The organism is Flavobacterium sp. FlaQc-52 (assembly GCF_044007495.1).
Classification (GTDB): Bacteria; Bacteroidota; Bacteroidia; order Flavobacteriales; family Flavobacteriaceae; genus Flavobacterium; species Flavobacterium cupriresistens.
The window spans coordinates 53,366-77,801 of sequence record NZ_JBIPCV010000012.1; the positions used below are offsets into that span (position 1 = coordinate 53,366).

The 24,436-nt window shown below is 32.1% G+C and carries 22 protein-coding genes; all 22 read right to left on the minus strand.

Annotated features, from left to right (window positions below; all coding sequences use genetic code 11):
- Window positions 1–7: 7 nt before the first annotated feature.
- Window positions 8–853 (minus strand): dTDP-4-dehydrorhamnose reductase, encoded by an 846-nt coding sequence (rfbD, locus tag ACHRV5_RS18055; protein WP_395427702.1) that lies wholly within the window; start codon window positions 851–853, stop codon window positions 8–10.
- Window positions 853–1,401 (minus strand): dTDP-4-dehydrorhamnose 3,5-epimerase, encoded by a 549-nt coding sequence (gene rfbC, locus ACHRV5_RS18060; RefSeq protein WP_395427703.1) that lies wholly within the window; start codon window positions 1,399–1,401, stop codon window positions 853–855. The genes rfbD and rfbC overlap by 1 nt, the downstream gene beginning before the upstream one ends.
- 45 nt (window positions 1,402–1,446) lie before the next feature.
- Entirely contained in the window at window positions 1,447–2,586 is a 1,140-nt protein-coding gene (locus tag ACHRV5_RS18065) for a DegT/DnrJ/EryC1/StrS family aminotransferase (RefSeq protein ID WP_395427704.1), read from the minus strand.
- Window positions 2,579–3,184, minus strand: a complete 606-nt coding sequence (locus ACHRV5_RS18070) for an acetyltransferase (protein WP_395427705.1) — start codon at window positions 3,182–3,184, stop codon at window positions 2,579–2,581. The genes ACHRV5_RS18065 and ACHRV5_RS18070 overlap by 8 nt, the downstream gene beginning before the upstream one ends.
- A 1-nt stretch (window position 3,185) precedes the next feature.
- Window positions 3,186–3,788, minus strand: a complete 603-nt coding sequence (locus ACHRV5_RS18075; protein WP_395427706.1) for a sugar transferase — start codon at window positions 3,786–3,788, stop codon at window positions 3,186–3,188.
- Window positions 3,781–4,932 (minus strand): glycosyltransferase family 4 protein, encoded by a 1,152-nt coding sequence (locus tag ACHRV5_RS18080; protein WP_395427707.1) that lies wholly within the window; start codon window positions 4,930–4,932, stop codon window positions 3,781–3,783. Before ACHRV5_RS18080 ends, ACHRV5_RS18075 begins: the two co-directional genes overlap by 8 nt.
- A gap of 96 nt (window positions 4,933–5,028) precedes the next feature.
- Complete coding sequence (locus tag ACHRV5_RS18085) at window positions 5,029–6,114, minus strand: hypothetical protein (RefSeq protein ID WP_395427708.1); 1,086 nt, start codon at window positions 6,112–6,114, stop codon at window positions 5,029–5,031.
- A gap of 10 nt (window positions 6,115–6,124) precedes the next feature.
- A complete protein-coding gene (locus tag ACHRV5_RS18090; RefSeq protein ID WP_395427709.1) occupies window positions 6,125–7,195 on the minus strand; it encodes an EpsG family protein in 1,071 nt (356 codons plus the stop codon).
- Complete coding sequence (locus tag ACHRV5_RS18095; protein ID WP_395427710.1) at window positions 7,182–8,030, minus strand: glycosyltransferase family 2 protein; 849 nt, start codon at window positions 8,028–8,030, stop codon at window positions 7,182–7,184. The genes ACHRV5_RS18090 and ACHRV5_RS18095 overlap by 14 nt, the downstream gene beginning before the upstream one ends.
- Window positions 8,031–8,075: 45 nt before the next feature.
- Entirely contained in the window at window positions 8,076–9,107 is a 1,032-nt protein-coding gene (locus ACHRV5_RS18100; RefSeq protein WP_395427711.1) for a hypothetical protein, read from the minus strand.
- Window positions 9,108–9,248: 141 nt separating this feature from the next.
- Window positions 9,249–10,325: a polysaccharide pyruvyl transferase family protein gene (locus ACHRV5_RS18105; RefSeq protein ID WP_395427712.1), complete on the minus strand. Its 1,077-nt coding sequence runs from the start codon at window positions 10,323–10,325 to the stop codon at window positions 9,249–9,251.
- Between the two features lie 13 nt (window positions 10,326–10,338).
- Window positions 10,339–12,000: an FAD-dependent oxidoreductase gene (locus ACHRV5_RS18110; protein WP_395427713.1), complete on the minus strand. Its 1,662-nt coding sequence runs from the start codon at window positions 11,998–12,000 to the stop codon at window positions 10,339–10,341.
- A 116-nt stretch (window positions 12,001–12,116) separates the two neighbouring features.
- Window positions 12,117–12,683 carry an acyltransferase gene (locus tag ACHRV5_RS18115; RefSeq protein ID WP_395427714.1) on the minus strand — a complete coding sequence of 189 codons (567 nt, stop codon included), beginning with the start codon at window positions 12,681–12,683 and terminating at the stop codon, window positions 12,117–12,119.
- A complete protein-coding gene (locus ACHRV5_RS18120) occupies window positions 12,680–14,077 on the minus strand; it encodes a lipopolysaccharide biosynthesis protein (RefSeq protein ID WP_395427715.1) in 1,398 nt (465 codons plus the stop codon). The genes ACHRV5_RS18115 and ACHRV5_RS18120 overlap by 4 nt, the downstream gene beginning before the upstream one ends.
- Window positions 14,078–14,079: 2 nt before the next feature.
- The gene (wecB, locus tag ACHRV5_RS18125) at window positions 14,080–15,201 is read right to left on the minus strand and encodes a non-hydrolyzing UDP-N-acetylglucosamine 2-epimerase (protein WP_395427716.1); all 1,122 of its coding nucleotides are present in this window, start codon (window positions 15,199–15,201) and stop codon (window positions 14,080–14,082) included.
- 50 nt (window positions 15,202–15,251) lie between these two features.
- Complete coding sequence (locus tag ACHRV5_RS18130; protein ID WP_395427717.1) at window positions 15,252–16,331, minus strand: Wzz/FepE/Etk N-terminal domain-containing protein; 1,080 nt, start codon at window positions 16,329–16,331, stop codon at window positions 15,252–15,254.
- A 16-nt stretch (window positions 16,332–16,347) separates the two neighbouring features.
- Window positions 16,348–18,774 carry an SLBB domain-containing protein gene (locus ACHRV5_RS18135; protein WP_395427718.1) on the minus strand — a complete coding sequence of 809 codons (2,427 nt, stop codon included), beginning with the start codon at window positions 18,772–18,774 and terminating at the stop codon, window positions 16,348–16,350.
- 40 nt (window positions 18,775–18,814) lie between these two features.
- Window positions 18,815–19,861 (minus strand): dTDP-glucose 4,6-dehydratase, encoded by a 1,047-nt coding sequence (gene rfbB / locus ACHRV5_RS18140; RefSeq protein ID WP_395427719.1) that lies wholly within the window; start codon window positions 19,859–19,861, stop codon window positions 18,815–18,817.
- 12 nt (window positions 19,862–19,873) lie between these two features.
- Window positions 19,874–20,881, minus strand: a complete 1,008-nt coding sequence (locus ACHRV5_RS18145; RefSeq protein WP_395427720.1) for a mannose-1-phosphate guanylyltransferase — start codon at window positions 20,879–20,881, stop codon at window positions 19,874–19,876.
- Window positions 20,882–20,912: 31 nt separating this feature from the next.
- Window positions 20,913–22,196, minus strand: a complete 1,284-nt coding sequence (locus ACHRV5_RS18150; protein WP_230003367.1) for a nucleotide sugar dehydrogenase — start codon at window positions 22,194–22,196, stop codon at window positions 20,913–20,915.
- 287 nt (window positions 22,197–22,483) lie between these two features.
- Window positions 22,484–22,948, minus strand: coding sequence for a UpxY family transcription antiterminator (locus tag ACHRV5_RS18155; protein ID WP_395427721.1), 465 nt, complete (start codon window positions 22,946–22,948; stop codon window positions 22,484–22,486).
- Between the two features lie 83 nt (window positions 22,949–23,031).
- Window positions 23,032–24,423, minus strand: a complete 1,392-nt coding sequence (locus ACHRV5_RS18160; RefSeq protein WP_395427722.1) for a UDP-glucose 6-dehydrogenase — start codon at window positions 24,421–24,423, stop codon at window positions 23,032–23,034.
- Between the last annotated feature and the right edge of the window lie 13 nt (window positions 24,424–24,436).

The window sequence follows — 24,436 nt, forward strand, 5'->3', positions numbered from 1 at the left end:
CCTTTTTTTAGGCAAACATTTTCCTTAAACTATCTTTATATTCTGGAATCTCAATCCCATAAACAGATTTTATTTTTCTTTTATTTAACAACGAAAAAGCAGGGCGCTTTGCTATAGAGGGATAAACTGAGGAAGAGACACCTAAAATATCACAATTATATTCCCCAAATTCTTTTATACTTAGCGCAAAATCGTACCAGCTTATTTCACCTTCATTCGAATAATTGTAAATTCCTCCTGTCCATTTACCAGAATCAACTATCGACATGATAACCTCGGCTAAGTCACCTGCATATGTTGGCGAACCTTTTTGATCATTTACGACACTGATTGATTCTTTTTCCTGCAATAATCTTTGCATTGTTTTCACAAAATTATTGCCAAATTTACTATACACCCAGGAAGTTCTTATTATAATTGCATCTTCACATTCCTTAAGGCAAGCAATTTCTCCTTCTCTTTTACTTGCACCGTAAACATTAACAGGATTAGTCACCGCTTCCTCGTCTAAAGCAATAGAAGAACTGCCGTCAAAGACATAATCCGTTGAGATATGAATTAATTTAGTTCCATTTTTTTGAGCATATTTTGCAATTAACTCAACTGCTGAATGATTAATAGTAAAAGCCAAATCTTTCTCTGTTTCAGCTTTATCTACCGCTGTATAAGCTCCACAATTTAAAATTATAGCAGGCTTAATTTGAGATAACTGACATTCTAATAACTCTAAATCGTCAAGGGTCACTTTATCTCTATCTGCAAAAACCCACTCATACTGTAGATATTTACTCGACAAGAGGTAAAGTTCAGAACCTAATTGGCCTTTTGCACCTGTAACCAAAATTTTTCTCATCAAAACTCACTATTACATTCTCCCATAAAAGGAAGAATTCTATCTTTCTCAGAAACGATTGCTTTTTCAATATCTATTCCCCAATCTATATGTAGACTTGGGTCATCGAACTTAATACCTCCTTCAGCTATTTTATTATAAAATTGATCACATTTATAGAGTACCGAAGCAGTATCACTTAAAACAGAAAACCCATGTGCAAATCCTTGGGGTACCAATAATTGTTTTCTATTTGTATCCGATAATATAACACTAAATGATTTTCCATAAGTAGGCGAGTCCTTCCTTAAATCTACCGCAACATCCATAATTTGGCCCTGCAGAACACGTACCAACTTTGTTTGGGCGAACGGAGGATTTTGATAATGTAAACCTCTTATAGTTCCTTTTTTAGAAAAAGACTGATTATCCTGAACAAATTGAAAATTTACACCTAGATCTCTAAACGTATTACTATTAAAAGATTCAAAAAAGGAACCTCTAGTGTCTTCAAAAACTGATGGAGTTAAAATTATTAAATCCTCTATAAACGTTTTTTCTATATCCATATCAAATGATAAATGAATTAAAATTCATTGACATAAATTTTTAATTTATTTAAAAAAAGCAACCATTACTTCTTTTATTCTATCTCTGTCTTCATTGGTCAGATTAGATCCTGAAGGCAAGCACAATCCATTTTCAAACAAGCCTTCAGCTATTTTTTCTCCATAATATGGATACTGTTCAAATATTGGCTGTAAATGCATTGGTTTCCAAAGAGGTCTACTCTCAATATCTTGTTTTTCAAAAGCAAGCCTTAAATCCTCTCTTGTTTTTCCTCCAGTTTTTTCAGGGTCAATTGTTATTGCTGAAAGCCAGTGATTTGAAAAATAATTATCGTTTGGCTCTGCTAAAACAGTTACTCCTTCAACATTCTTAAAAAAGTTACTGTAAAAACTATTCATTCCTCTTCTTAATTGAATATGAGCATCCAGCACTTCCATTTGTCCACGACCAACACCAGCACAAATATTACTCATTCTATAATTATATCCAACTTCGCTATGCTGATAATGCGGAGCATTGTCACGTGCCTGAGTAGACAGAAAAACAGCTTTATCTTTTACTGCTTTATTTTTTGCTACTATTGCACCACCTCCCGAAGTTGTAATTATTTTATTTCCATTAAAAGATAAAACTCCAATTTCTCCAAAAGTTCCACATTTTTGGTTTCTAAAATGACTCCCCAATGCCTCAGCACTATCTTCTAAAACAGGAATATCATATTTAATTGCAATTGAATTAATTTCTTCAACCTTATAAGGCATTCCATAAAGGTGTACCGCAATTATGGCTTTTGGTTTTTTTCCTTTAGATATTCTATCAACAATTGCTTTTTCTAAAGCAATTGGACAAAGATTCCATGTTTCAATTTCACTATCAACAAAGATTGGAGTTGCTCCCAAGTACATTATTGGATTTGCAGATGCCGAAAAAGTCATACTTTGACAAATTACTTCATCACCCGGCTTTACATCTAAAAGTATAAGTCCTAAATGAATTGCTGCAGTTCCGGAACTTAGCGCTCCAATAAAAGAATCATTTCCGAGGTAATTTTCCAAATCAGCTTCAAAGCCGTTTACATTAGGCCCCAATGGCGCTACCCAATTCGTATCAAAAGCTTCTTTTACAAAATTTTGTTCGCTTCCTCCCATATGTGGAGAAGAAAGCCATATTTTTTTATTACTCATCCTCTTTATTATTTATTTTTATAACTCTTGCGGGTATCCCAACCGCAACTGCATAATCTGGTATATCTTTTGTTACTACAGCCCCTGCTCCGACTGTCACCCATTTTCCAATCTTCACGCCCTGAATTACTGTTGCTCCAATTCCAATATGACTTCCTTCACCTATAATAACATTTCCAGCCAAACTAGCATTTGGACTAAGATGAACAAAATCTGCCAAAATACAATCATGCTCAATAACTGCAGCTGTATTAACAATACAGTGTTTACCTATCACTGAATTGGCATTTAAAATCGCACCGGCAAAAACTACTGTCCCTTCTCCTATCTCTGAATATTTAGAAATTATTGCTTTTGGATGTGCTTTTGATTCAAATTTTAAATTCAGATTATTTGCTATTTTTTTTCTTATTGAATTATTGCCAATTGCGATAATACACCTCTCATCTGATGCAATGGTTTTATCTTCCGTCCTGAAAACTGGTATATTAAATATACTATCCACTAATGGATTATCATCAATAATAAAACTTACCTCTCCATAATCAAACATATCAATTATGACTTTGCAATGCCCACTTGCTCCAAATAAAAACATACTAATTACCTGTAAAAGGTCTCATTGAGACAGAATCTGTTGAACTTATTCCCTCTGAAATGAAAACTTTTTTTATTGTTTTTAAAATTATTTTTAGATCTGTTTTCATACTAATATGATCTACATACCACACATCATATTCAAATTTCTGATTCCAACTTATAGCATTTCGCCCATTGACTTGTGCCCATCCTGTAATTCCAGGTTTTACTTCATGCCTTCTTTTTTGCGAATCATTATACAACGGCAAATATTCTGGTAATAAAGGTCTTGGTCCAATAAGACTCATATCACCTTTTATTACATTTAAAAGTTGAGGAATTTCATCTAACGAAGTTTTGCGCACAAAACTTCCAATTTTAGTTAACCTATCAGCATCCGATAAAAGCTTCCCATCTGAATCTTTCCTGTCATTCATAGTCTTAAACTTTAAAATTTGGAATATTTTTCCATTCTTTCCTGGTCTTCTTTGAATAAAAAAAGGTTTACCATTGTTGGCTATTAAAAGACCAATTGTTACCAATAATAATAGTGGACTTAGTAACAATGTACCAAACAAAGCACAGATAAAATCAATTGTCCGTTTCAAATAGCTATTATACATCTTTTTCTAAATTTTTATATTCTTCCAGAAGAGCATTCCAAACTAATTGCTGTTCATATTTCGAGACAATATTAAAACGGGCATTGTGTGCGAGTTTATTCCTGTATTCTGTATTTGTCACTATTTTTTTCATTGAATTGTAAATTGCATCAACATCTTTTACCGGAATAATCATCCCATTTTCATTCTCTGTTATAATCTCATTACTACCATTAATATCTGTAACAATACTTGGTAACTCCATAGCCCCTGCCTGCATTACGACATTAGGAAAACCTTCACGATAGCTCGGAAAAACCAAAGTATCAGCCATTGCAAAATAAGGTCTTACATCTTGTTGGAAACCAACAGTTACAATAGCATCAGATTCTTCTATAGCTGATATAGTTTCTGCATTTAAAGGGTCTAAATCATTCTCAAAAGGTCCCACTAATACTAATTTCACTTCTTTAAAATTAACTTCTAGTTTTAAAAAAGCAGTAACCAGTTCATTAATTCCTTTATCCTTAACTAAACGACCTACAAAAATAAATACAAAGTCATTTTCAAAAACCCCTATTTTTTTTCGCAGCTTGATTTTGTCTTCTAAAGTATATAATCCCGGATCAAAATATTCTGTATCTATCCCATTAACATTTCCGTTTCCGATCACTTTCAATGGTTTTTTAGTAATTCTGTATTTTACTAAATCTTCACTAACCCCCTGTCCTTCCGGATAAACATTTGTTGCGCATAGACACAACAATCTATCCATTACAATAAGAATTTTTTGAAAAAAACCAGATTTTGATGGAAAAATTAACCCTGTAAAAGTATGGATCCTAATTGGAACGCCGGCTAACTTTCCTGCGATCATACTCAACAGACCCGCTTTTGGTGTAATTGAATGCACTATAAATGGACGTTCTTTTCGAAAGTAAAAATACAATCTTACCAAAGAAACAAGATCTTTTAATGGTGCAATTTTTCTTTGCATCTCAATAGAATGGACAGTAATCCCTTCTCGTTTTGCTACCTCGTCCAGATCCAATCCTTTCCCTGAAACTCCTAAAACATTATAATAACTATTTAAAAACTTTAGCTGTCCCTTTAATAAAACATTTAATGATAATGGAACAGTAGATAATCGAATAATTTTATTCATTTTTTATATTAATCAGTAGCTTCTTTACTTTTTTTTCAAATATTGATCCCAAAAAGCAGCAACTCTTTAAATTTTCAATAATTACGTTTTCACAAACTAATCATTTGTATTAATTAACTCGTTATTTTTATATTTCTTTATCTTATTAAAAATAACCTTTACTTCATATTTACTTGAATTTTTCCAATAAAAATCCTTTTTTGGGTTTTTAAAAACTGCATTGGATATCGTAATTGTACCCATTGGATTTTTGATTGATTCATCATCATTTATTGATGTTCCAAAAGAATAATTAGATCCTTCGTCCGTATAATTTAGCACCTTAATGGCTACTTCCTTTTGTGCACTTTTTTTAATGGAGAAAGATTGCAAATTAACCACAATTCCACCTGGATTGTTATAAGTATAGATATTACTTAGGTTTATATTTTTAATAGTTTCTTTATGAAGACTAGGTTCAATTTGTATACCTGACATAGGCAAAGTTCCAAACGTATTAGAGATAAATACAGAATCTACTAGTAGATTATCTGCAGAAGTAATAGATATACCATCTCTACGTGCCCGGTCAATGAATCCATTTTTGACAACCACGTTGCTGCTTACATTTCCGTCTTCCGATCCAACGAAAACGCCATCCCCCCAAGTATCTTTTATCTGAAAATTGTTAATTTCTATATTAGAACTATTCAAAATACAAATACCTGCACTCCATTCTCCTTTCTGATCACTTTTCTCATTTCTACTACCAATGATATTTGCATTATACACTTTTACATTTGAAGCATTATAAATTTTTATAATATCATTTAATCTTCCTATTGCCGGTCCTTTAAATAGTATAATTGAATTTTGATTAAAATATATTTTACGGTTTGAAGGAATAAAAAGCCCCTTACTGTTTATTAAAATCGGAAAATTGGGCATCACGACCACTGAATATTTATTAATCGCATCCTGAAGCTTGTTTGTATAATCAACTGTCGCTTTTTTATTCGGGTTTGTTGGCAGACTTTTCTCAAGATAGTAGGCGTTCTTTGGAAAAACATACTTTTGATAGCCCTTATAATACTTTTTTACAAGTAGCTTTGGTGGAGTTGCATAGACATAGTCTTGAGCATTTGCTATATTAGAAATAAAAAAACAAAAGAATACTGTTTTAAGGAAAAGAGTAATTTTCATAAGCTTGAAATTATCTAGATTGAAAAAAAACAAAGATAAATATTAAGAATACTATAGAGAAAACAGCTTTCATACTTTTCTTATTTCGGTAAACTTTAAACATTGGTGCAAATAGAAAAGGAATAACACACCAAGACATAACTCCCCACCTATCAGAGTAAGGAATTTGAAACATCATATAAAATATAGCACTTATAACAATATAATATTTCAATAAGTTTGTATAAAAATCATTCTTCTCAATATTGTTTAAATAGATAAATAGAATTAAAAATATCGTATTAAATGCAACAAACTGAGGCTTGAATCCTACCAAATAAGAAGAATCATCTCCGTCTAAATAACCACTTCTTCTTTCATCTATTAATAAAAACCCAATAAAATAATCTTTGAAAGATAAAATACTTATACTGGCCGCAGACAAAAAAACAGAAATTATATATATCCCATAATAATAATACATCCGTACGTTCTTGAAATAAGCAACTGACAAATATATAACAACTGGTATGAGACTTGTAAAATGAAAGCAAACTGCTAATACTAAAAACGAAATCCATTTAAATTTTCTCTTAGGCGAAAAATCGCGAAAAATAATTGCCAGTACGAAAAAAGCCAGAGACAATCCTTGTCGTATAACATTTATACCCAGGGACTCAAAGAAAAAAAGGCTGATTAATGAAAATACTGAAAGAAAAAAATTTGATTTATAAAATTTTGTGTACTTCTTTAGTGCGTAAAAATTTAACATTACGAATAAAAAGCTCATTACAAAGAGAAAAATCTGAGGATTTTCACTAAAGATATTTAAGAACTTAAACATATATCCGACAGGCGCATCTGTACCAAAAGTAATTTCATTATGATGAGTATACTGCCAATGATACATTTCTGTATCTGTACCAACATCTATTGTTCGCAAACCAAACAAAAAAATATAGGCCAGCATTAATACCAAAACTATATAATTAGCTATACTTTGATAATTCTTTTTTTTAAAATCTATATTGATAGCTGTAAAAATAGCCAACAATGCAGCTATTGAATAAATGATGTAATATATAGTTTTATATTGCTCCACTTATAATCAAATCTAACTGTTTTTTAAAATCTATTTTTGCTGTTTGCGGTAATTGTTGAAACCTTTTGTTAAGTAAAATATGCTCCTTCTTCGCTTTTTCTAAAATCAAATATATAGTGTATTTGAGGTAAGATTCTAATACAATTTTTAGCTTATTAATTGTTGACGTTCGATAAGTTTCTGCAAATTTCAACCTTCCTTTAATCATTTTTAAATGTTTTCGAGAATTATTACTGCTGTCTTCTCTATAAAATAACAAAGGATCACTTAAGTTTTGAAATCTACATTTATCAATTAGCCTATACCACAATTCCATGTCTTCCATCTGTATGAAACCTTCTTTGTACGGATTTTTCAACAACACTTCTCTTTTTGCCATTACGGTAGGGTGTATTGGAAAAATTCCTCTGAGAATATCATTTTTCAATTTTACTTCTTGTGATTTTTTATAGCCCAAAATACTATTATCCTTATCAATGCTGACAGCATCTCCATGAACAACATCTATTTCCGGATTATCTCTCAACAAGTCCAATTGTTTTTGTAATCTATCTGGAAACATCACATCGTCAGCATCCATTCTTACAAAATATTGCCCTTCTGAAAGCTCGATCATTTCATTTAATCTAAAAATCAACCCTTTATTAACACCATCATTAATAATTTTAATTCTGGAATCATTATATGAAGTCATTATTTCTAAGGAATTATCTGTAGAGCCATCATTAACTAATAATAATTCAAAGTCCTTAAAAGTTTGTTGTAGTACAGAATCAATAGCTAATTTAAGATACTGTTCTGCATTATATATTGGGATACCGACTGAAACTAACATAATTATTTTATGGTGAATTTTACAAGAGCAGAATTAACGAATTACCTATACCTTATTAGATAAGATCATTAATTTATCCTGGATAAGCTTAATGTATTTATGATCTGAATAATATTTATCAAAATTCTCTTTATAAATCCTTTTTATCTCTTCTACATTAATACTCTTTGTATTAAAAGTGATAATTTTATTTGCAATCTCTAGTAAAGTATCCTCTTCTATCCTATATTTAAGAGAGTAATCTCCTAAATTGATATGCTCTTCAAAATCCTTTACAACATCTGTATATATAGGAATAATCCCTGCCGCGAGATAAGAATTCATTTTAGTAGGTGTTGCCACATTGTTTATTGGATCATCCTTTCTCAACAGAAACCCATACTTATACTTCATAAGTTCATCTTGCAATTTTTCCAGTTTTACAAAACCAACTGTTACATTTTTTAAGTCATATTTCTTAATCAATTCTTCAGCTTCTCTTTTTTGTCCTGTTAATAAGGTCAATGTTGCTGATTGATCAAATTCATAAACTTTTTTAAATATTTGCACGCTTTCTTCTATACATTGCCAGCCATATAATGCTCCGGCATATACAAAACTAAAATTTTCATATTTTTTTTCAACCAAGAAAGAGGCTTCATCCAATGCTTTATTATAACATGGAATAATAAGTGATTTATTTTCAAACTTTAAATCATACTTTTTTTTGTAGAAGCGTTCCATTTCTTTGGAAACAAAGAGACACAAATCTGTTTTCTTAAGACCCTTTTTTTCAAAATAACTTAAATAAGCTTTACCAAGTTTTGATCTTAATGTATAATTGTGCAACAACTCATATTCTTCTGGACCAATCCCTTGAAACCAATTTACAAAAAAGTATTTTTTATGTTTGTTCTGATACTTCAATTCATTTTGATCCGCCACACGTATAGTTACGATAACATCAACATCTTCTTCGATAAAAGGTTCTTGCGAGATAATTACCTCATACCCCTCAAAAGCTTTTATTATTAAATTAGTGTAGTATTCTGTTGCCTCATTCATGGCACTTTCAGGCAGATAAAAAAATGCTCTCATTAATCTCTTTTTTTAATAGCTTATTAATAGATAATGATTATATCCATATCGTTATTACTATTTTTACAAGTTAAAATCTTATGCTAATTTTAAAGTCGATGAAAAGTTTTTCATCGGAAGAAAAATCAATTACTAGGTAATCTAGTACAATTCGTTATATCTTTTTTTGAATTCCAACAACATATGATCTGCCTTTATTTTTCTCTCTTCTAAAGAATTTGCATAATCAACATCATAATTTAACTGATTGACTAGTTTGACCAATTCCTCAATATCAAACGGTTTTTGCCATAGTTTTATTTCTTTTACCTGCTCGGTTAAGATTTTTAATTTTGGCTCTATTTCAACACATATAACAGGTTTCTGTAATAAAGCTGCTATAATTGCACCATGATATCGTGCACTTATAAAGCCATCAAATGTATTTAATTCTTCTAAAAATAAATTGATTGAATATTTTTGCGGATCCCAAATTAAAGCATTTTCGTTTTTTAATTTTGCAAGCCATCCTTTATCTTTCGAAGGAGCAAAAACAATAAATTGCATTTCGACATCTGAATAAGATTTAGAGAATTTAATTAGATTATCAATATAATTTCTTCCGGATTCTTCCCATTCCCAATCTCTAACAATAATTCCAATTTTCTTTTTTGGTCTAGTATCTATTGCTTTTTTTACGTCAATTTTCATGAAATAGGAAGAGAAAACTACATCTGCTCCTAAGGTTGCCGGAATATTCCAATCAGCGCAATATTGACTTGAAACTTCATCCCTTACACCTACAAAATCAGCTTCTAAAATCTTTTCTTTAGCATTACTAATTGCTTCCTGATTTTCATAAAATGGTCCAATACCAAATCCTATAAATGCGATTTTAGAATTATTTAAAGTGGTTTTTCCAAAAACATTCTTTAATTTCCTTTTTATTAGTCCGGGATTCTTTAAAACAATATTAAGTTTTTGCCACAAAGATGTCTCATATTTGTTCTGAAAAGCAAAAAACTGTGTTCCACCTCCGTATATCTCCCAATCTGGCAAAAAATCCGGTTCTAAATAAGTGCTATCAATTAGAAGTTTATCAACATAACCATTTTCATCACCAACAAAATTTAATTGCACATTATCGAACTCTTTTAAAAAATAGTTTTCAAATACACACATTAAGAGATCATCTCCAAAATTGGTTTCTCCGTAAGCTCCTCTAATATTAATTTTCATGTTTAGAAATATATTATTGCAATATGAGTTTTTTATCCAATAACTCATTTCTTAAATTCTCGTATGGCAAATTTTGTACCGTTGTGCCTTTGTTTAAAGCCAATACAGCGGCGATCGCAGAAGCTTGACCCAACGACATATAAACCGGTTCCATTCTAATAGAACCCAATGCAATATGCGTAGCTGACAAACAAACGGGAACAAACAAATTTGTACATTCTGTTCTTTTAGGAACAATAGAGCGATAGTCAATTGGATATGGCTTAGGTGTTCTTGCCATCAGCTGACCTTCATTTTTAACATTTTCATTATTATCAATATGGCGTTGAACAATGTGAGAGTCCATTGGATAATCCCCTACTGAAATACTTCTTTCCGCTTTTATCTGACCATTACAGTTTCTTTCTGTCATAACGTACTCCCCGATCATCCTCCTGCCTTCTCTAACATAAAGTTGATTTGGCCAATTATTACTCTCAACGAACTCATCCTTTGGCAAACCCCATTCTTTATAAAAATCACGAATTCTTTCCGGTACTCTCGGGCTATTTGCTAAAGTCCACAATAACCCAATCTGATAACGTTTATGATCTGCTATAATACTTTCTCTTTCCTCATAATTTCCTTCCGGATAATTATAGTTTTTACCAACATAATCCGTTGAAACTGGTCCAAAATTATTTGAATCTGTTTTACCATTAGGTAACGGCATTAAATCAAAAAAAGTATTCCCTTCATAAGTCTTAAGATACTCAAATAATATGTTATAATCATCTTCATTATAATCAACTGGTTTTGGGATTGCTATACGATTACCTCTAACGTTGGTAAGGCACATTCTATAACAATAGGCCTGAATTTTTCTATCTCCTGTTCCATTACCAGGTAAACTCAAAGAACCTCCCAAACTATACTTTTTTATTCCATCCGGTAACTGGTTTCGATCATTGTGAGGAACCCTCTGCACTCCATTATTTATTTCGTTATATTGACTGTTACTTTCTCTACCATAAGTATAAGAAACACCTGACTTAGCCATTAGATCTCCTTCATAACTTGCATCAATAAACATTTTACCTCTTATCACTAAACCAGACTCCATCTTTATGGAAACTATTGCATTTTGTGCATTTTTCTTAACCCCCTCAGATAAATCAAGTCTTTCGTTATGCAAAATTGGGACATTATTTTTAACAATAAAATCACGAAGAATATACTTGGCTGCCTTTGGTTCAAACCAAATCATTACATCTCCATCAAATGAGTATCTGGCATAATTTCCTGAATTACCAACAAACCAATTTCGAGAATCACTATAATATTCTTTTATTGATTTATAAAAATCTCTTGTTAGACCTCCTAATGTATTTGTATTCACCACATCTGTAATTCCGAGTCCATTAGTAGTCATCCCTCCAAGAGCTGTATTTGAAGGTTTGATTAAAAGAACTGTTTTACCAGATTTTACAACCTCTGCAGCTGCTACAATACCTGCGGCTGTTCCTCCATAAACCACAACATCATATTCTTTAGCTACGTCAACATTCTCAACTCCCGTAGTAGTTTCAAAATTAAAAATCGGCTTTACCTCTTGAAAATCATCATCTGCACAAGAAAAGCAAAAAAGGAAACTAAATAACAAAAAAACTGGCAATCGTAATTTTATAAAATCCATTTTATAGTAGTAAATAAGTTAATTTTAAATAATTGAAACTCATAATTAATTTTAGCGCAATATATTTTTATACAACTTTAATTCTACAAATGAATTATTATTCGCGTAATTCAAATTTATATATGAAAATTTAAATTTATATCTGGCTTTAGGTTCTTTTCTATTTTTTCTTTAAGATAAATTTTATTCTCACTCTTTAATCTGTAATAATGTTCCGAATCTCTACTTTTAATAACTTTACAAGGGTTTCCTACAACGATTGAAAGAGCAGGAATTGATCCGGCAACAACTGCTCCAGCCCCAATTATACATCCTTCGCCAATAGTACTTCCTGGGGTTATTATTACATTCCCTCCTATCCAAACATTCTCCTCAATTGTTACTTTTCTAAAATCAAAGGTTTCATCGTAGGGAATATATTTTGAATTTTTAAAACAATGATTTGCCGAATGCACCACTAAATTGGGACCTATAATCACTCCATTCCCTATTTCTATTCCGCCTAAACCATTAATTTCCGCATTAGGTCCGATATATATGTAACTCCCTAGCGATACTCTATCCGGATAATAAATTAATGTAGAAGAACTAATTTTATTATTAGCTCCAATATGTTTCAAACCACGTAACAATCGCTTTAATCTAATATTCTGGTAAAATTCATATATTCTTTTTATGATCATCTTTTTAAAAATTTTAATATTAAACTTTTATTAATAAACAAGATTAAAATTAGTACCAAAACGAATAAAAGCAGCTGAAATTGAAATTCCAAAATACTCATTAAAGTAATCAAAGCAACCATAAGAACGAGAGATAATATATAATAAAACTCATTTATTATGAGGTTTAATTCTTTTTTTAAATCGAAATATCTCAATAAATATATAATAAAAAAACCAAAAAAATAGGAAATTGATATACCGTATAAGCCCCATCGTTCAACCAGTAGAAAACCTAAACCAACAGAAACTAATCCCCCAATTACCGTAGTAAAAGTTATCTTTAAAGTACTTCTACTTTTTTGATAAACAAGACTAATCAATGCAGCAATAGTATTAAAACCAACTCCCAGATACAAAAAGGACATGTATTTCCAGGATTCATAAAACTCACTATTCACAACGTATTTTGTATAGATCGGTGCGCCGGCAATTAGAACAGCAATTATACTAAATTCTATTTTCATGAAGTAAACTAACAATTTACTAAAATCTTCCATTTTAGTATCCTTCTTAAGAAAAGCATCTTGAATTGGTAAAACAAAAATCGAATTTATGATTACTATGATCGATGGAAATCTTGAAGATATTGCATAAATACCGTTCGCTTCAGCTCCTAAATAATGAAGAATAATAAACTTACTTGCAGACCCTATTACCCACCAACTCATCAAATTAGGAATAAGAGGAAGTGAATAATTACACATTTCTTTCAATAATTTTTTATCAAATTTTCGAAAAGAAAAATATTTAAAAATCTTAATCTGAAAAAGTATCAACAGACAGGCAATTGCATAAGCAACAATATTAGCAAGCAAAATACCTTCTACTTTTAAACGCAATATGTATATAAAAAACACATTGAAAACAATTACTAAAAATGTGGTGATAAGACCATTTAAAGCAAATTTTTTAGTATTTCCTTCTCCTCTTAATATACTTTGCAGAATCGGTAATAAGCAATTCAAGAACATTAGCGCAAAGAAACATCCTTTATATTGAAAAGTTTCAAAACTGCAATAAACTAGAAAACAGATCGAAAAAAACAAAAAACCAATACCAAATGCAATCATTGTATTGGATATTATTTGTGCTTTCAATACTTCGTCTTCTCTATCTTTATCAATCAACCATCGATATACTGCATCTGATATTTGCAAGGAAACCAAGGGAACAAACAATGTTATTGTTGTGATAAATATGTCATACTCTCCTAAATCCTTCTTAGTGAGTAAAAAGGTATAAAAAGGAAGTAATAAAAAAGATAATATTTTTGAACCAAAACTTCCAATAGAATAAATTAATGTTTCTCGAAACAAATTTTTTCCAAGATGGCCCGAAGAAGAAGTTTTCATATTTAATTTGTTCGTATGAATTCTACTATTCTTTGGCAAGCCTTACCATCTCCATATGGGTTATGCAGAGCACTCATATTTTGATAGCGCTCATTATCTATTAATAACTGATTTGCTTCTGAGACAATTTTCTCTTTATTAGTCCCTACTAAAATTACTGTTCCTGCATCAACTGCTTCCGGTCTTTCTGTAGTGTCACGCATTACCAAAACGGGCTTGCCTAAACTAGGTGCTTCTTCCTGTACACCACCAGAATCGGTAATAATCAAATAGGACTGTTTCATTAACCAAACAAAAGCAGGATATGCTAAAGGATTTATCAGCTGAATATTAGAAACATTTGACAAAATATCATAAACTGGCCCTTTTACGTTTGGATTCAAATGTACCGGATAAATGATTTGAACATCTGGATGCTGCAACGCAATTTCTTTTAAAGCTGCACAAATATCGATAAATCCTTGTCCATGATTTTCACGTCGGTGACCTGTCACTAAAATTATTTTTCTCGAAAAATCAACAATATTTTTTAGATAGTCGATTTCCTCATTCTCAACAGTGTCAACTATAGATACGCTTTCCAATAAAGCATCTATAACCGTATTTCCTGTTACTAATATGCTTTTCTCATTAACATTTTCTGCTAATAAATTATTTTGGGAGGCTGTTGTAGGAGCGAAATGAAAATCTGCAATGCGACCGGTTACCTGTCGATTAATTTCTTCAGGAAATGGAGATCGTTTATTATGCGTGCGTAAACCTGCTTCTACATGACAAACTTTTGCCCCGGAGTAAAAGGCCGCAATACTAGCCGCCATAGTAGTAGTTGTATCTCCATGGACATAAACATAATCTGGTTTAAAATCCTCTAAAACAATTTTTAACTCCGTAATAATATCTGCAGTTAAAGAATATAAATTTTGATTTGCTTTCATTAAATCTAAATCATAATCGGGAATAATCTTAAAAAACTCCAATACTTGATCTAACATTTCCCTGTGCTGTGCAGTTACACAAACTTTAGTTTCGAAATCATTAGTGTTTTTCTGAAATTCTTTTACCAAAGGCGCCATTTTGATTGCTTCCGGTCTTGTGCCAAATATGATTAAATTTTTAATCTTCATCTTAATACTATTCTTGCTTTAAATTAAATGAAACATAGCTAAACAATCAACTATGAAGAAAGGGATTCTCTAATATACTTTTTGCTCATAAGGAACAAAACACAAATGAATCCAAAAAGAAAAGATCCAATTAGCATCCCTTTAAACTTACCCAATTTGTCTTTTTTCAAAGGCAAAATTGGCTTATCAATAATCTGAATTAAGGGTGTTTCTTTTCTTAATGTTACTTTAGCTAATTCAGATTGTTTAACAAGTTCTGTCAAAATAGCGGTATTTGCCTGTACATCTACCTGTCTTCTTGCCGAAGGAGTACGACGAACATTTAATGCAGGATTTAAATTAAATGTATTATCCTCTGCTACTGCTACTCCGGTAATTGCACCGTTGAGTTCTGCTCGTATTGAATCTGTTTGTTTGTTTAAAACAGCCATATTTATACGCGCTTTCTTACTCTTTGTACTGATATAAAAATCTGAAACTTCTTTAGCTAAGGCTTCCGCAAAATATTTAGAAAACAATTCATTTGTAGATGACATATCTATTGTAACAATTGCAATTTTCTTGTCTTTCTGTCCTATTACTAATCCTTTACCAGATAAATTTTCATAAATTGCTCCTAAGATACTATCATGTACCCGCGAAAAATACTTTCGTTTGCTATTAGGCAGAAACTCTACGGAAGCTAACTTGGGATTGTCTGCCCATTTGTCTCGCCAACCATTGTTCTGAACATACATTTCCGCCAAAGAAATAACCTTACCTTTTGGCGTTGAGACAGGTGTTAGCAAGGTCTGCTCCACCATCGTCCTTGATTTCAACAGTTCTGTTAAATTTGCTCCTGTAAAAATGCTTCCACCGCCGCCGCCAACATCTATTCCTAATGAACTTGCAAGTCCCAATGCTCCACCTAAACCTCCTCCGCCAGACTTTTCATCTTCCAAAGCAAATGATAAACTAGCAGTATATATTGGCTTTTTAACAACTGAATATGTCAGTCCTCCAATTGCTCCCAAAACTCCTGCCAATGCGATTATTTTCCATTTTGACAATAAATAAAAATACCAATCTCTAGCTTTTTCAAGTATCTCTTGTAATGAAATTTCATCATTAATTTCAGGTTTATTATCCATGCTAAAATTCTATTATTTATTTAAAAGCTGTTACAATCAACAAAGCCAAGCTTGTTATTACACTACCTATACTCACCCACTCCCCGGTAGACATTTTATTTCCTTCAGGTTTTTCTGGAACAATAATCTGTGAGTCTGGCAAAACTTTTGGGTATGATCTAAAAAATAAAAATGATTTTGTAACATCGGCTTTACCATTAGGATAAATTATATAGGCCTTCTTCTTCCAACCTTTATTATCTACTCCACCAACAGAATTTATATAATATTTAAACCCTTTCCCACTTCTATAAGGAATCTCAGAAGTCAACAAGACATTTCCTGTCACTTTTACTCCTTCATTATAATCCGTTACTATGATTTCATCATCTGGGAATAAGGTCACATTAGAATAATGATCCGTATTTTTAATAATTTTTTCCCAGTCGATAGGAATTGTAGAAAACTTCACCTCATTTTTCAACTTTTCTACTAAATCTTCATTTATCGTATCCGTTTTAGATAAATTTAAATCTACGCTTTCTATCTTAGCTATTTCATCCTGCTTAATCGGCCTTCTGATTTTCATACCTTCTATATTAGCAATAGATGTTAATCCTCCAGCTCTCATGATTAAATTATACACTTTTTCTTTTTTATTAGCCAAAACGTACTTACCAGGATATGTTACAGCACCGCTAATAGTAATCATTTGAGGCTTTTCATAAACAGCCACTCTTCGAATATTAACTACATCAAAAGGCCTTAAAAGAAAATTTTTGACTTGCTCATTATTATCTTCTGTTATATCAAGCTGCATTAATTCGATACGCTTCATATCCGTATCCTTTATCGTGTCCGATTTTATCATTCTTGCAATCTCTACTCTCTTAGAGGCCGAACCGGTCAAACCTCCAACCTGAACAATTAAATCATTCAACGTTAGATTTTCAAAATAATCATATACGCCTGGATTTTTCACTTCTCCATCTATAGTAACTTTATACTCTTCTCTGAAATCCAAAATAGAATAGACAGTTAATACATCTTCTCTTTTTAATTCTAAATCCGCTTTTAAATCACCTGACAAAGCAGCACTTATATCTACATTAACAATCTCTGTAGTCAAATCAGGTTTTAAACGTATGATTCTGGCTCTTTTACTATAAGCATCCTCTTTTAGTCCTTCAGCTCTAGTAATCAAATCCGAAATTCTCATCCCTTCATTAAAGGAATAATAATCTGGTCTAAAAACTGCACCTTCTATTTTAATACGGTTTTCAAATCGACCTAAAATTTTCGTTACTCTGAAAACATCTCCTGATTTAGGATTGTAGCTACCAAATTCGCTTTCATTTATATCATGAACTTTGAACTCTTTCCCTGTTTTCTGCACCACATTTACTGAAGCCGTATAAGCATATTCATTAAATCCTGAAGCAAAATTCAATAAGTCTGAAAAAGTTTCTCCCTTTTTTATTTCAAAAATCCCTGGACGCTTGACCTCTCCCTGAACTGTTACCCTTTGACTATAAGCCGGAATTCTAATAACATCATTATCCTTTAAACTTACATTATCAGATTGATCTCCTTTTACTAAAAATCTATAAATATCAATATTTCTAAAAACTTTATTATTTCTAATCAATTCGATGTTTCTATAGCTGCCGTTTTTACCTGGACCTCCTGCTAAATGTAGGGCATTATAAACAGTTGCTAAGGATGAAATAGAGTAATTACCCGGTTGCTTACCTCCAACAACCGTTATCTTTATAGTACGTATTTTATCTAAACTAACACTAACTTTTGACTGTCCTGATCGAACTGTACTATAGACTTTTGCAATTGCCGATTTGATTTTTTGTGTTGCTGCTTCAACTGATATACCGGAAACCGCAATTTGACCTACATACTGGATACTAACTTTCCCTTCAACACTTACTGGTATACTGGCATTAAACTCCTGAACACCATAAACGCTAATTTGCAATTCATCTCCAGGTCCTAGGATATAATTCATTGGAGTTGCTAATTTTAAATCAGGCTCAAAATTTAAAGTCGGATTATCAAATAATTCAGAACCAAAAATTAAAGCATTTATCGAGTCTTTAACTTTAACATTTGTAATCACTTCCTGATTTCTTCCGAATTGCGTTTTATTATTCTTACTTTGATTGGATTTATTGTCGGCAGTATCAGATGTCTTTGAGAAATTATTTAATCTGATTTTTAACTTATCAAACTCTTCTTGACTCATACCTCTCGATAGTGCCATAGATTCAGCCTGATCGATAGTCATATTGTTGCTTTTTAATTGTGCACTGATCTTACCTAAGTCATCATCAGACAAATAATCTACTTTTATAGTGCTTAAATCTCTAGATTTAAAAATATCCTGAGCATTTGCACTAAAAGACATTAAAAGAACAAAAAAAAGAGAAAGTATATATGTTAGCTTTTTCATATTGAATATAATTTTGACCTAAATAATTTATCTGTAAAATTTAGGAATATTGTTTCTTATAATACTCTTTGTAGGAACCTGAAGTTACATTTTGCAACCATTCTCCATTGTTAAGGTACCAATTAATTGTTCTCTCTAAACCTTCTTCAAAAGTTACAGATGGTTTCCAACCAAGTTCTTGGTTAATTTTTGAGGCATCTATTGCATAACGCAAATCATGCCCCGGTCTGTCTTTAACATAAGTAATCAATTTCTGAGAAGTCCCTTCGTCCCTTCCTAACTTTTGATCCATAATCTGGCATAATAATTTGACCAAATCTATATTCTTCCATTCGTTGAAGCCACCAATATTATAAGTCTCATGATTTTTTCCTTCATGAAAAACTAAATCTATCGCAATTGAATGATCTTCTACAAACAACCAATCACGGGTATAATTCCCATCACCATAAACTGGCAAAGGCTTATTATTTATAATATTATTGATAAAAAGTGGGATTAATTTTTCAGGAAAATGATAGGATCCGTAATTATTTGAACAATTTGTTAAAACATATGGCAATCCATACGTTTCTCCATATGCTCTGACAAAGTGATCTGAGCTTGCTTTTGAAGCTGAATAAGGAGAATTAGGCGCATAGGGAGTAGTTTCTGTAAAAAGTCCGTCGCTGCCTAAAGAGCCATAAACTTCATCTGTACTAATATGGTAGAAACGTTTCTCTTGAAAATCATCCTTCCATTGATTCTTTGCAGCGTTTAACAAATTCATCGTTCCAATAACATTTGTTTTCACAAAAGCTAAAGGATCTTCAATAGAACGATCCACATGGGATTCGGCTGCCAAATGCAAAATGCCATCAAAATTATGTGCAGAAAAAAGTTCTTTTATAAAAATTTCATCAACAATATCACCTTTTATAAAAGTATAATTAGATTGATTTTCAACATCCTTAATATTTTCAAGATTGCCGGCATAAGTCAATGCGTCTAAATTATAAATCTGATATTCCGGATATTTATTTACAAAACGTCTTACAACATGTGACCCAATGAAACCAGCACCACCGGTTATAAGAATTTTTTTCATTTTAGCTTTCAATTAATTTAATAAATGTGAATTTGCTTTTTCTAATTCACCGTATAAGTCTTTTACGTCTTGTGAATTCTCTTTTTGCAATAGTAGATTTGCAGTATCCGTACAAACAAAAATAGTATTTTTTAATCCTAAGAATGCTGTATATTTTTCGCTTCCTATAACCATATTTCCATTTTTATCTACAGGATGCCCTTTAGATACCAAATAGTCATAAACAGATTCAAAAGATCCTAAATCGGACCAGGAAAATGAAGCGGGAACCACTTTAATTTTTTTACTTCGTTCCATTACAGCATAATCGATACTAATGGATGGAATTTCTAAAGACAAATCCAAATCAAGTACTCCATTCTTACCCGATTCCCAAACTATCTTTGCTTTTTCATAAACATCAGGTTGAAATTGTTTTAGCTCATCTAAAAGAACCCCTGCTTTAAAACAGAACATACCACTGTTCCATAAAAAATTACCTCTAGCTATAAAGTTTTTAGCTGTTGTTTCATTTGGTTTTTCACGAAATGAAATCACTTTATCTCCATTAGATTCAATATAACCATATCCCGTTTCCGGTTTGGTTGGAATAATTCCGAATGTTACGATATAACCTTCATTTGCTTTTAAAATAGCTTCATGTATGGCTTTATTATACTCTTCCATCTTATCAATAATATGATCTGAGGGCGTCACAATTAATACATCATCAGGATGAGATGCAAATGCCGCAAAAGCAATAGCTGCAGCCGTATTTCTTGGGGTAGCTTCTACAATATTTAGAAATTCAGTCTTGGTCTTATCCATCACTTTACTGCTTAAGTGGTGATTATCAACATTACCCACCACCATAACTTTATTAGCCAAATGACTGTTTCTTTCTACCGTCATTTCAAATAAAGACTTCCCTTCAAATATCTCCAGATATTGTTTGGGTTGGCTTTTTCGTGACAAAGGCCATAATCTGCTCCCAACTCCGCCAGTCAAAATTACATGTATGATTGAACTGCTTATTTCCATTTTTTTTAAACTAAAAAAGAAACTTTATTTACTACAACCTATTATCGGCTACAGTACCTAAAACTCCTTTTACATCATATACTAAACTATTTGATTTTTGCAAACCGGAAAAATCCAGTTTCAAAAATTCTTTGTGTGCGACACCTAAAACAATAGCATCAAATTTCTCCTTTGGAATTGAATCTACTGTTGTCAGCTTGTATTCTTTTCTAACCTCGTCAATACTTGCTAACGGGTCGTATATCGTTACCGCTATTCCATACTCTTTCAATGCTTTTATAACATCTACAATTTTAGTATTTCGAACGTCAGGGCAATTTTCTTTAAATGTAATTCCAAGCATTAACAGATTGGCACCATTTACAGAAATCCCTTTTTTAATCATCAATTTAACCACTTGAGAAGCAATATACTCTCCCATGCTGTCATTTAAACGTCGTCCTGCCAAAATTATTTCAGGATGATACCCAAATTCCTGTGCTCGTTGTGCCAAATAGTAAGGATCTACTCCTATACAATGACCTCCGACCAAACCTGGTTTAAAAGGTAAAAAATTCCATTTTGTTGCAGCGGCAGTCAGAACTTCCTGTGTATCAATATTCATTAAGTTGAATATCTTAGCTAATTCATTAACAAAAGCGATATTAATATCCCTTTGTGAGTTTTCTATCACTTTTGCGGCTTCTGCCACTTTTATGCTAGGGGCTAAATGAGTTCCTGCTGTAATAACAGATTTATATAGTGCATCAACTTTTAATCCAATTTCAGGAGTTGATCCTGAAGTTACTTTCAGAATTTTCTCAACCGTGTGTTCTTTATCTCCGGGATTTATTCTTTCAGGTGAATATCCTGCAAAAAAATCCTCATTAAATTTCAAACCTGAAACATTTTCCAACACAGGTACACATTGTTCTTCTGTAACGCCTGGATAAACCGTCGATTCATAAATAACAATATCTCCTTTTTTCAGTATTTTACCAACAGATTCACTCGATTTATACAATGGGGTTAAATCCGGACGGTTATTTTTATCAACTGGTGTTGGAACTGTTATTATAAAGTAATTACAATCTGCGATGTCCGTCAAAGAGGTAGTGCAGTACAGTCCAATTTCAACATTAGGATTATCTACCAATACTTTCTGCAAAGTAACATCATCCACTTCCAGTGTAGTATCAAATCCTGATTTTAAAGAATCTACTCTTGATGTATTAATATCAAAACCGATAACAGCATACTTGGTGGCAAACAACCTTGCTAAAGGTAGTCCGACATAGCCCAGACCGATAACCGCTATTTTTATATTCTCATTCAAATTGTTTTCTTTTTTATACGATTTAGTCCGTAAAATTCACGGCTACGCCGTTCCCTGTCACAGTAATCGACACAGAATTTGGAAAAATCATTTTTGGCAAATATAACACATTAAGTCAATTAATTCAATACGTTTTTTTGCAGACTTAAAAACAAAAAAACCTATAAACACAAACCTTTACAAATCAAAGCTGTGCCATTTTATTTGCAAAAAAAAGAGAATGAAAAACACCAAAAACGAATTTCACTCTCAATTAATTTATATTTTAATTTCGTACATAAAATATACTACTTGTACTTAATTTTCAAAACACAACCTAAAGATTCCAACACCAAAATATAATGGGTATTAGAAATTTCCTGAACAATTGCATTTTGACTACTGAAAACCCCGGATTCTAACTTTATACGATCTCCAACTTGAAATGCCGTTACCGAAACATCGCTTACATTTGAATCCGAAAGACCCTTTTTTATTATAGCTATTTCTTCGTCTTTAACAATTGCCGGTTTTCCAAGCCAAAACAAATAGCGAATTACACCAGCGACCTGAAAAACAGCATTTCGATCCATATCTGGTAATTGAACAAATACATAGGAATTAAAAAGAGGTACTTCAATTTTTTTCTTTCTATCCGACCATTGCTTTATCTGAGTAATTACCGGACAATAACATTCGATTCCGATTTGATTTAGCCGCTCTGCAACCTTCTTTTCCCATTTGGGCTTAGTATAAACTACGTACCAATTCATATCTCTTTTATAATGAAATAAAATTTTTAATTCTATCGCTTTATTCGCTTTCTGCCAAATTTTAAATCAAGACTAATAATCGACTATGAACCAATTCCGTTATAAACAAACCCAATAGACTCTAACTCTTGTGCATTTAATATATTTCTACCATCAAAGACGAATGCTGGTTTGTGCATTGCATCATAAATTTTTTGCCAATCGTATGTTGTAAATTCATCCCATTCGGTAAGAATTGCAATCGCATGGGCGTCTTTGCAGGCATCATAAGGATTATCAAACGTTAAAACTGCCTTATTATTTTCTTCAACTGCTCTTGTTTCTAAATAATTTAAATCCGCAAGCATTTTAGTCCTTGAAACTTTAGGATCGTAAACAGCAATTTTCGCCTGTTCGTTAATCAAATCATCAGCTACATATATTGCTGCAGACTCACGGGTATCATTGGTATCTTTTTTGAATGCCCAGCCCAAAAAGGTAATTTTCTTATCAGCAACCGTATTGTATAAAGTCTGAACGATCTTATTTGAAAATCTTCGCTTCTGATGATCATTCATAATAATAACCTGTTCCCAGTAGTCCGCCACTTCATTCAATCCGTATGTTTTTGCAATATAAACTAAATTCAAAATATCTTTTTGAAAGCAAGATCCACCAAAACCAACGGAAGCTTTTAAAAATTTTGGTCCAATTCTACTGTCCATTCCTATCGCTCTTGCCACCTCGTTTACATCAGCACCTGTTTTTTCACAAAGTTCAGACATTGCATTTATAGATGAAATGCGTTGCGCTAAAAAGGCATTCGCTGTAAGTTTAGACAATTCTGAAGACCACACATTTGTAGTCAGAATTTTATCCTTACTAACCCAGTTGGCATATACATCTACTAAGGCCTTAATAGCCACTTCTCCTTCAGGAGTGGTGTCGCCACCAATTAGAATTCGGTCCGGATTTAATAAATCTGTAACAGCAGTTCCTTCTGCTAAAAATTCAGGATTAGACAAGATCTGAAATTGAACTCCGTTTCCGGTATTATCTAAAATACTTTTTATGGCTTCTGCAGTACGTACCGGCAAAGTCGATTTCTCAACTACAATTTTATTTTCTTTTGCCACTTTTGCAATCTGTCTGGCACATAATTCAATATATTTCAAATCAGCTGCCATCCCTTTTCCTTTTCCGTAGGTTTTTGTTGGCGTATTTACTGATATAAAAATCACCTGAGCTTCATCAATCGCTTTTTCTACTTCGGTTGAGAAGAAAAGGTTTCTTCCTCTTGCCTCCGCCACAATTTCGGAAAGTCCCGGTTCGTAAATCGGAATATTATCAGTATTTGGATCGTTCCAATCTTTAATTCTTTGTTCGTTCAAATCAACAACAGTCACTTGAATATGTGGACATTTTTGAGCAATTACTGCCATCGTCGGACCTCCAACATAACCTGCACCAATGCAACAAATTTTTGTTACTTCCATTTAATTTAATTTA

Excerpts from the sequence above, each read along its gene's own strand:
- rfbD (WP_395427702.1), bottom strand. The coding sequence starts at position 853 with ATGAGAAAAATTTTGGTTACAGGTGCAAAAGGCCAATTAGGTTCTGAA.
- rfbC (WP_395427703.1), bottom strand. The coding sequence starts at position 1,401 with ATGGATATAGAAAAAACGTTTATAGAGGATTTAATAATTTTAACTCCA.
- ACHRV5_RS18065 (WP_395427704.1), bottom strand. The coding sequence starts at position 2,586 with ATGAGTAATAAAAAAATATGGCTTTCTTCTCCACATATGGGAGGAAGC.
- ACHRV5_RS18070 (WP_395427705.1), bottom strand. The coding sequence starts at position 3,184 with ATGTTTTTATTTGGAGCAAGTGGGCATTGCAAAGTCATAATTGATATG.
- ACHRV5_RS18075 (WP_395427706.1), bottom strand. The coding sequence starts at position 3,788 with ATGTATAATAGCTATTTGAAACGGACAATTGATTTTATCTGTGCTTTG.
- ACHRV5_RS18080 (WP_395427707.1), bottom strand. The coding sequence starts at position 4,932 with ATGAATAAAATTATTCGATTATCTACTGTTCCATTATCATTAAATGTT.
- ACHRV5_RS18085 (WP_395427708.1), bottom strand. The coding sequence starts at position 6,114 with ATGAAAATTACTCTTTTCCTTAAAACAGTATTCTTTTGTTTTTTTATT.
- ACHRV5_RS18095 (WP_395427710.1), bottom strand. The coding sequence starts at position 8,030 with ATGTTAGTTTCAGTCGGTATCCCAATATATAATGCAGAACAGTATCTT.
- ACHRV5_RS18100 (WP_395427711.1), bottom strand. The coding sequence starts at position 9,107 with ATGAGAGCATTTTTTTATCTGCCTGAAAGTGCCATGAATGAGGCAACA.
- ACHRV5_RS18105 (WP_395427712.1), bottom strand. The coding sequence starts at position 10,325 with ATGAAAATTAATATTAGAGGAGCTTACGGAGAAACCAATTTTGGAGAT.
- ACHRV5_RS18110 (WP_395427713.1), bottom strand. The coding sequence starts at position 12,000 with ATGGATTTTATAAAATTACGATTGCCAGTTTTTTTGTTATTTAGTTTC.
- ACHRV5_RS18115 (WP_395427714.1), bottom strand. The coding sequence starts at position 12,683 with ATGATCATAAAAAGAATATATGAATTTTACCAGAATATTAGATTAAAG.
- ACHRV5_RS18120 (WP_395427715.1), bottom strand. The coding sequence starts at position 14,077 with ATGAAAACTTCTTCTTCGGGCCATCTTGGAAAAAATTTGTTTCGAGAA.
- wecB (WP_395427716.1), bottom strand. The coding sequence starts at position 15,201 with ATGAAGATTAAAAATTTAATCATATTTGGCACAAGACCGGAAGCAATC.
- ACHRV5_RS18130 (WP_395427717.1), bottom strand. The coding sequence starts at position 16,331 with ATGGATAATAAACCTGAAATTAATGATGAAATTTCATTACAAGAGATA.
- ACHRV5_RS18135 (WP_395427718.1), bottom strand. The coding sequence starts at position 18,774 with ATGAAAAAGCTAACATATATACTTTCTCTTTTTTTTGTTCTTTTAATG.
- rfbB (WP_395427719.1), bottom strand. The coding sequence starts at position 19,861 with ATGAAAAAAATTCTTATAACCGGTGGTGCTGGTTTCATTGGGTCACAT.
- ACHRV5_RS18145 (WP_395427720.1), bottom strand. The coding sequence starts at position 20,881 with ATGGAAATAAGCAGTTCAATCATACATGTAATTTTGACTGGCGGAGTT.
- ACHRV5_RS18155 (WP_395427721.1), bottom strand. The coding sequence starts at position 22,948 with ATGAATTGGTACGTAGTTTATACTAAGCCCAAATGGGAAAAGAAGGTT.
- ACHRV5_RS18160 (WP_395427722.1), bottom strand. The coding sequence starts at position 24,423 with ATGGAAGTAACAAAAATTTGTTGCATTGGTGCAGGTTATGTTGGAGGT.